Source organism: Candidatus Hydrogenedentota bacterium (genome assembly GCA_012523015.1).
In the GTDB taxonomy this organism is placed as follows: domain Bacteria; phylum Hydrogenedentota; class Hydrogenedentia; order Hydrogenedentales; family CAITNO01; genus JAAYBJ01.
Genome location: JAAYJI010000242.1, coordinates 1 through 8,556, shown reverse-complemented (window position 1 = coordinate 8,556; position 8,556 = coordinate 1). Strand labels below are relative to the sequence as shown.

The 8,556-nt window shown below is 45.2% G+C and carries 7 protein-coding genes and 2 tRNA genes; 5 read left to right on the top strand and 4 right to left on the bottom strand.

The genetic code is table 11. The features are described 5' to 3' along the window. On the bottom strand, window positions 1-537 hold a 537-nt coding region (locus GX117_10590; protein NLO33784.1), incomplete at its 3' end, for a DNA mismatch repair protein MutS. 417 nt (window positions 538-954) lie between these two features. Here GX117_10590 and GX117_10585 point away from each other — a divergent pair. The 3 genes from GX117_10585 to GX117_10575 all read left to right on the top strand — a co-directional run bounded on the left by GX117_10585 (window position 955) and on the right by GX117_10575 (window position 3,551). Further along, complete coding sequence (locus tag GX117_10585; GenBank protein ID NLO33783.1) at window positions 955-1,920, top strand: glycosyltransferase family 2 protein; 966 nt, start codon at window positions 955-957, stop codon at window positions 1,918-1,920. A 296-nt stretch (window positions 1,921-2,216) separates the two neighbouring features. Beyond that, a complete protein-coding gene (locus GX117_10580; protein ID NLO33782.1) occupies window positions 2,217-2,447 on the top strand; it encodes a hypothetical protein in 231 nt (76 codons plus the stop codon). Between the two features lie 96 nt (window positions 2,448-2,543). Continuing rightward, window positions 2,544-3,551 (top strand): glycosyltransferase, encoded by a 1,008-nt coding sequence (locus tag GX117_10575; protein ID NLO33781.1) that lies wholly within the window; start codon window positions 2,544-2,546, stop codon window positions 3,549-3,551. A gap of 71 nt (window positions 3,552-3,622) precedes the next feature. Here the strand turns inward: GX117_10575 and GX117_10570 are convergent, their stop codons facing one another. Further along, window positions 3,623-4,393: a hypothetical protein gene (locus GX117_10570; GenBank protein ID NLO33780.1), complete on the bottom strand. Its 771-nt coding sequence runs from the start codon at window positions 4,391-4,393 to the stop codon at window positions 3,623-3,625. 105 nt (window positions 4,394-4,498) lie between these two features. After that, a complete protein-coding gene (locus tag GX117_10565; protein ID NLO33779.1) occupies window positions 4,499-7,528 on the bottom strand; it encodes a sulfatase-like hydrolase/transferase in 3,030 nt (1,009 codons plus the stop codon). Window positions 7,529-7,713: 185 nt separating this feature from the next. Here GX117_10565 and GX117_10560 point away from each other — a divergent pair. Both GX117_10560 and GX117_10555 read left to right on the top strand, forming a co-directional pair. Beyond that, window positions 7,714-7,789 (top strand) — tRNA-Gln (locus GX117_10560). Between the two features lie 41 nt (window positions 7,790-7,830). Then, a tRNA-Glu gene (locus GX117_10555) sits at window positions 7,831-7,906 on the top strand. 18 nt (window positions 7,907-7,924) lie between these two features. On the opposite strand, the gene GX117_10550 is transcribed toward GX117_10555, so the two are convergent. Next, complete coding sequence (locus GX117_10550; GenBank protein NLO33778.1) at window positions 7,925-8,407, bottom strand: hypothetical protein; 483 nt, start codon at window positions 8,405-8,407, stop codon at window positions 7,925-7,927. Window positions 8,408-8,556: the final 149 nt, after the last annotated feature.

The window sequence follows — 8,556 nt, the reverse complement described above, 5'->3', positions numbered from 1 at the left end:
TGCGATCTCATCAAATAAAAGACCGTTTTTTAAATCGGCTGCTAAGGTAAGAAATTCGCCCGTAGACATATCGACAAAGGCGGCACCGGCCGCAGCTTCATTCACATCGAGCGCAGCCAGGTAATTATTACGGCCATCTTCAAGCAGTTCGGGTTCCATTACGGTGCCGGGTGTAACCGTACGAACTACCTGCCGTTTAACCAAACCTTTTGCCTCCCGGGGATCCTCCATTTGTTCGCAAATCGTGACCGAACAGCCTAAGCGCACAAGGCGTGCAATATAGGTATCAACGGAACGGACCGGTACGCCGCACATGGGCACACGTTTTTCTTTATCGCTGCCATCCCGTGAGGTTAGCGTTAAATTTAACAGTTCAGTTGCTTTGATAGCGTCATCAAAGAACAGTTCATAGAAGTCACCCATTCGAAAAAATAGCAGTGAATCACCGCATTCTGCTTTCGCCTGTAAAACCTGACGAAGCATCGGTGTGGTGTTGTGGGGGGAAATATCCGAGATATGCAGCCAATTATCAGCCATAATGGGTATTATACTGGTTATATTGGGTACAGGTCATCTTTGGATAAAAGATACAGAATCTAAAGGATTTAGAAACAAAAAACTTGGGAGTGAAAGGGACACCTTTTCGACACTGTCCTCTGTAATCGGAAAGGGGAGACCAATAAAATGAAAAAGCCGTGATCTATCCCACTTTTCTAAAGATCCCCGGTTTGATACAATTTATAAAATCAATCTAAAATGTTTGTAAAAGAAAGAAAATTACCAAACAAGGAAACCACTTAAATATCGAACTCCTGCCCAAGTCTTTTTTCAGGAAAGGGGTTGCAATTCGAGTTTGAACCTGCATTTTGTCAAAGCTAGGTTTAGTGAAGATGATTGCAGTACAATAGGATTACTATTAACATACATGCCTGACAAGATAGTATAAGGAATGGAATGAAGTTAATAATTCAAATCCCATGTTATAACGAAGAAAAGACGCTCGGGATCACAATGGACTGCCTACCACGCAGTATCCAAGGAATCGATTGCATCGAATACCTTATTATCGACGATGGTTCTACCGATGAGACGGTCGATGTGGCCCGAAAACATGGGGCGCATCACATCATCAGCAATAGGCGAAACAGAGGGCTGGCACGGGCGTTTATGCTGGGTATCGATGCCTGTATCTTACGAGGCGCTGATGTCATCGTCAATACAGATGGTGACAACCAATATAACGCCGATGATATAGAAAAATTGGTAGAACCCATCCTTTCCGGTCAGGCGGAAATAGTTGTAGGGGCACGGCCCATTGACAGTATCGCCCATTGGTCCCTTATGAAAAAACTATTACAAAAAATTGGTTCTGCCGTTGTGCGTATGGCGAGCGGGACCACTATAGCAGACGCCCCGAGTGGATTCCGTGCCATAAGCCGTGAGGCGGCACTCCACATCAATGTCTTTGATAATTACACCTATACGCTGGAAACTATTATCCAAGCCGGGCGCAAGAATATCCCTATTATTTCCGTCCCTATTCGGACGAACAAAGATTTGCGGCCGTCCCGGCTCATGACCAGCATTTTCCATTATGTGTGGCGCTCTTTACTCACGACCACAAAAATATTCATGACCTATCGGCCCTTCCGTTTTTTCGCCATTCCCGGAGTCATCAGCGTATTACTGGGGTTCATACCGACAATACGTTTTTTCTATTATTACAGTATTGGACACGGCAGAGGTCATATTCAATCGCTGATTTACAGTACCCTTTTGATCGGTACGGGCGCCTTTTTTATTCTACTGGGCTTTATAGCCGAACTCATCGGTATTAATCGTCAGCTCTTAGAGGATATACGAGCGCGATTGCGTGCCTTGGAACTACGAAAAGCTTCTGCTGATAAAGACGAAAAATAATCAACGATGTAAACCGCCTTTGCTAAGAAGTAAAACGGACAACCTAGTCACTATATATATATGCTTTCCTTACTGGACAAACGCTGTGGAAGGTTACAGTTTAGCTACGCTGCCGCTTCCCGACCTCGTTTTAAAGGGAACATAAAGATTTATTTTTCTGTTTTCAACAATAGAATCATGAATTTTCACTATTTATATTAATTGGATTCAATCGCAAGTTCTTGATTTTTTTACGATTTTAAAAACAACAATCAAAGAACCGAAAAACTCCCATGAGAGAGTAAAGGATTCGACCCATGGCATCCATGTTATTTACGTTGTTGATCGCTTTTATCTTTTTGGGCACTGTATTTGCCTTGTGGATCCTCATGCAGTTATGGGCAGAAAAACGTTTGGGCCCAAGGAAACAAGGCTGTAAAGGGCCTGTAGAGAGCGGAAGCGGAGAATACCTTTGTTGTAAAGGAGACGGCAGCTTTTGCGAAACCTCTCCGCGCCATTTTCATGAAGCGGTCCCTCACAAAGAATAGGGCAACCGTTAGCGTATATCATTGAAACTATAATTTGGTTCCTGCGTTCGTTAGGTTTTCCGATTCGTCTATAGTCATGTAATATAAGGACTGTTAATGGCCACTTTTTCTATCAGCGCTATTTTGGTACTTGAAGACAAAGAAGAGGCTCTTCCCGTCCTGTTGACGTGCTTCGAGAAACAAACACTTCCCGCAGCACTCTTTGAAGTAGTTTTGGTATTTTACGGGAAGGGAGACGCTACAAATCACGATAGTGTACAACGCTATATTTCCGGGATGCCCATGCACATTCAAAGCCATTTTGTGTCGACCCAAAATGCAATCGTTGCAAAAAATATAGGGGCAACACAAGCAACAGGGGATATCCTCTTCTTTTTAGATCAAGATCTTTTGGCCAGTCCCAAACTCTTGGCTGCCCATCGGGATCTACACGAAAATACAGACCGGCCGGCGGTTATCATGGGTACGGTTGAAAGAAATCAAAACCTTTCCCGAGGCTCGTTGACTCGCTGGTTTATGCGTGAAGATCTGGCGCTTATGGATGCAGGCCGTGCTGATCATGCCTTTTATTGGTCCGGCAGACATTGCAGTTTTCGGCGCTCGTCACTGCTTGAAGCGGGTGGATTTAATGAGAGCTTTGTCTCGGATCGGGCAGCCGATATTCAGCTTGCCCAAGAATTTTTAAAACATAAACACAAAATGCTTGCCATGCAGGAACATGCCGCTTATATTTGGCACTTGGTCAACTTCGAAAAGGAACGGCGGCGCTATTGGCGTGAAGGCTACGATCTCGCCAAACTTTCGCAAGAAAGAAAGAACCCTGCCATTCTTTATCACTTTCGTTTAGCCCCCTCGTCATTTCGGTACCATATGAGCAATTTGTTCGCGCCTTTTTATATAAAATCATGTACGGTACCGAAGTTGGATACCCGTATTCATGGCCAGAGTCTACAGCATATATTTCATTTGGCGCGATGTAGTGGAGCACGAGCGGCTTTGGCAGGACATCCCCCGCATTATCAAGGTATGGAAGAAATAAATGTCCAATCGTCGGTGAAAAATCGCAAGTCTTTATCTGCAGTTTCTAAATTCCTCGATCCATAACGCGGATTAAAGAGCTGAGATGATACTCGGTGATGTAGGTCTCATCCATCCGGATAAAGGTTGCGAAGAAGTCAATTCAAAATGTCTACCAAGGCATCCAAGGCGCGCCCTTTGGTGGAATCGGGTTTTACATCCAGCAGCTTGTGAGGCATATTTCCTGCAAATAGATCCTCTTGGCCCATTTGCACGGTTTGACCTACGCCATATTCCAGAATTAATTTTGCAACGGTTTTAGTAAAAAATTGGTTCGCTATTCCCGTTGCTAAAGGCCCGCCTACTTGCAAGCGTACATCATCTAACTTCGTATCGGCCGCCCGAGATTCAGGCATGAGAAGAAGATCATATCCTTTATCGAGCAAAGGTTGGAATTCCATCGGCACTTTGCCCGACCTAAAATTTGCGCCCAGTGGAATGGTTCCCAATTTTGTTTTAGCGTCCGCTTTCAATCCTAAACGCTCAAAAGATACCAAAGTGGGGATGATGGGCTTGCTGTCCGTCCACTCGGGCGAAGCGCCATAATCAAATTTCAGGTCCTTAAAGGTCAATTCTTTTACAAAAATATCGATGCCGCGATTACGAAGCTCTTCGGAACCTTCCACCATGCGCATGGGCATTTTTTGCATCTCTTTTGGAATCTTTACAGTCAAGCCGCCCAAATTCGTCGCCGCGGCGAAAAGATCCAAAACATTCAATTGTTCAAACACTGCATTTACTGAAGGAGACCAAACCGTTTTATCGACTACGGGCGCTTCAGACACGGTATCTTCCGCCTGAATAACAACAGTAAAAATAAGGGGAATCACCCACAGTAAGCAATTAAAAAAAGGGCTTTTATTTTTCATGGTTCTCCTTTTAACAAGGGCAGTATATCCCTCTCATTCTTTACAGCTTAAACGCCTCTTTAAGTACATAGGTTAACCATCGTGTATAAGGGATTTTCGAAAAGATTACAGGTAACCCAGTGCTTCTAATTGTTGCTGTATTTGTGGATCCATTTCTACTTCAAGCCCCGGTTCCGGTGCATTTTCATAAATGGCTTGAATATATTTTTCCAGCAGATCTTTGAATTGCTGCAGTTCTTCTGCGTGTTCGGGAAGTGCCGACAAATCGTTCTGCTGTGCTGGATCATCCACCATGTTATAAAATTCAGTGGTCTTTATTTCTCGCGGATTATCTTCGTTTGCCTTCATGACAGCCGTGTGTAGGGAACGCAACCCTTGCAACACATTGCCTTCGAAATCATTGGAAGCATAACTGTATGCATTTGGATTTTCTTGCAATACGCCATTGCTATCATACAAGGATTGTCCACTCATGGCAGCGCCGGGTTCCAATCCTGCCAGGGTCAATAGCGTGGGGGGGACATCAATCAACCGGGTCAACGAAGTATTTTCCTCACCTGCGGACGTGCTGTCAGGAAGCTTAAGTATGAGGGGGACGTGGAGCAGCTCTTCATATAAGGTCTGTCCGTGCCACCACCCTTGATGATCATAAAATTCTTCGCCGTGATCCGATACGAAAGCTATGATTGTGTTATCGTAAAGATTCCGTTCCTTTAATCCTTCGAACAAATCGCCGAGATGATGATCCAGGAATTCGATCTCAGAAACGTAGGCATTGCGCATCAACTCCAAATACTGTTTCGGATCAGGATGCTCCATTCTGGCACGGGCATAGCCAATTCCCGGACGGTTATGATCCATGAACGGATCATGGGTTTCCATGTAATGAAGATACAGATAAAAAGGTCTGTCTTCAATTGATTCGCGATAATCTAACCAGCTAAAAACACTTTCGGTCACCCGATCAGCGGGCTGATAAAAGTCAGTGACACGCAGGTAACCGCGCCTTATTTTTCCTTCCAGAACCATAATCACCTTGCGCAATACACCGTAAAGAGAAAGGTTGGATGCAGAGGCCGGGGCTTTAAGAAATAGATCCGGTTTCAACTCCACATAATTACTGAATCCTCGGTTCATACCAAAGAGTGAGGTCGTATTGGGATTATTGGAAAAACCTTGGGTGTAATAACCACCCTGTTGAAAGAGTTCCGCAACCGTCTCCGCCGCAGGGGATAAGGAAGCCGTCTTGGAAGTGGCTCCATGGGCTTCGGGATAGAGACCTGTGAAGAGCGTAGCAAAGGAAGGTTTCGTCCAAGGGGCCTGAGAATAGGTGTGTTGAAAAACAACGGCATCCTTGGCAAAATCTTGTAGATGCGGCGTTTTTGCTTCTGCGTTCGGGTTAAAGATACTGAGGTAATCTGCACGCAGCGCATCCACAGCAAGAAGGATAACATTGGGTCCCGTCGATTTTGCTTCTACAGTAGACACCGGACTCGGCGTCTCTGTATAAAGCTGTTTGGATAGACCCCATGCGGCTGCGGTCAGGATCAGCCAAAGCGCTATTCCCGCGCCAAAATAAAATACAAATTTTTCCGATATAAAACGGCGGAAAGAAGCGGCTTTCAAAAAAGCGATTATAACCAACACCAAGGATAGGCCGCCCGCCAGACAAGCAATCATCATATAGTCTCTTTGCGTCATGCCATGTCCGCCCAGCAAATCCCGCTGGTACCGAAATACCCCTATGATACAAGCGCCGGCAAAGAATACAAGTCCGGAAAGCAAGGCTGTTCCGGCGGGCCAAGAGGGGAAACGATCCAGCAAAAGGGAGACAAACAATATCCCTGCAGACAAAGCCAATCCAATGCCTGAAAAAATAATACTGTAGGCGGCCACCCCCCAAGGCAACATACCCCACTCATGAAGATCGGACAAGCGTGTACCGATCCAGAACGATTCCAAACACGCTATGAGCATACCTACAAAAAGTCCGGACAAGATCCCGCTAAAAAGAACGGTAAAGACTTTTTTACGATAAATAAGCGTCTCTTCATGGTTGAGCAAGGGATGTAATTCACCCATATCTTTAGCAAGATTTTCCTCCACATAAGCACGGTCTTCTTCTAATGCTGCACGGCTCGGTCTGCCCCCGAAAAGAAGAAGCGGAACACTTAAAGCAAAAGGGATAATCTCACCTGCCCATAATCCTAAGTGCCCCCCCAAAATAGCAACGGCATGTCCTGTAGCGCTGCCCAAGACTAAACCAAAAGCCATTTCACGAACGCCAAGCCCGGAAATAGTAAAGGTTAATATTCCGGCTGTGATCATTAAAGGGCTTACAAAAAAGATATCGGCAGGGGAGACATTGGTGGCGCGAATAGCCATGAAGGTAAAGAAATATTTAGAACAAGTACCTAAATGCACCAATATCCCAAAGAATAGAGCAGCAAGTAATGTTCCTTTGGCGCGGCTGTATGCCGTTGCAGCACGCCCAAGTTTGTTGATCGGGCCCCGCGCGAATTCGGGCACCGGCATAACGGCAGCCAACACTTGAATAACCCGTGGATTCAACAGGAGCAAAAGACTGCAAATAACACCGACAAGCAAGCATCCCATGATCCCTAAAAGAAGTACCATATTAAATTGCAGGTATTTCAATCCTAGGGGGAAGGTCGTAAAAACAAGGAAGGATAAGGCAATGATCCCGGTTAATTTTTCTACGGCAATCACGGTGGTACATTTCACCACATCGCGCGTGTAGCGAGACGACTCGACCAACCGATAGCCATCCAACCCAAGTGTTCCCGGTAGAACCAACCCTATAGCACGCCCCATAAACCACTGATACGCCAGATACGTAAAGGGAATGTGCAGGCCCTGTCCCCGCAGTAATAACCGCCACCTAATAATACCGGATGTAATACCGAGCAACTTCACCAGCGTGGCGCACGCCATCCAAAACAGAAACACTTTAGGGCCGGATGAGCTTACATCGCGTAATTTATTCCAGATATCTAAAGGGGCAACATTTCCAAATAGACCGCTCATCCCAAACCATTCGGGCTTGAAAATAAGCACAAAGAGTCCTACCACAACTCCAAATTTAATGAGGTAGACAAGATAACGTTTTTTCATGGGATTCTCGTAAATGATCAGTGTTGTATTGTATAGATTGAATGTAGGGGAACAGGGCAAACCTTACCATAAAAGCCATAAATCGGGCAACTATACGATACAATTTGAGCGGCTAACACGTCGACGCGAGCCAACGAAGAATTTGACTCTGCGTCGCTATTATCGTTAAAATACCGCATTCTGAATGCCGGATGGCCAAATTGGTAAGGCACCTGACTCTGGATCAGGCGATTCTAGGTTCGAATCCTAGTCCGGCAACCAAATGTCGATATACAATGGTGATGACCATTTTCCGATTATGCGGCCCGTTCATCTAGGGGTTTAGGATGCAAGATTCTCAGTCTTGTCACAGGGGTTCGAATCCCCTACGGGCTGCCATTTCTTTTCTGCAACGGATCATTTCTCGAGCTTTGCCAAAATATCCAAAAAGTGTGTTAAAACAATTCGTGTAATGGTCAAATAACCATCGCGCAAGGGATCGTAAATATCGATCTCATGCCGGTCCGTATATCCGGGATTATTAAAACACCACCACATAAACGCGGTGATGAGTCCGCTGATCCACTCATTGGTGACCAATTTGAACTTGTCCATGGGCACTTCAAAATCGTCCATGTCCTGAGAAAATGCGCATAGCTCCGGCATATCCTCCGACCAACACCAAGCCATTTCAATAGCCCAGGCAACAATCCATGTACCCATATTCTGCAATAATAATCCCGGCAAATTTCCCTCCGTATTAAAATGCTCTTCAAATGAGTCAACGATTTGATGGATGACCGGTAATACCTCTTCTTCAATCTCAGGGATTATGACGATATGGTCTCCAATTTCTATCTGTTCAATGAGATGGGCATCAACATACTTATTGTCAAACACGGGCATGAAACCACGTAAATAACAACATTGAATACCTTGGTCTTCAACGGAGACAAGTTTATATTCTTTTCCGGAAGGTGTCTTATGCGCCTTACCCCATTCTTAGACCACGAACCGCCAAATTTAAGGTGGAATCTGTGTCTCCTGTT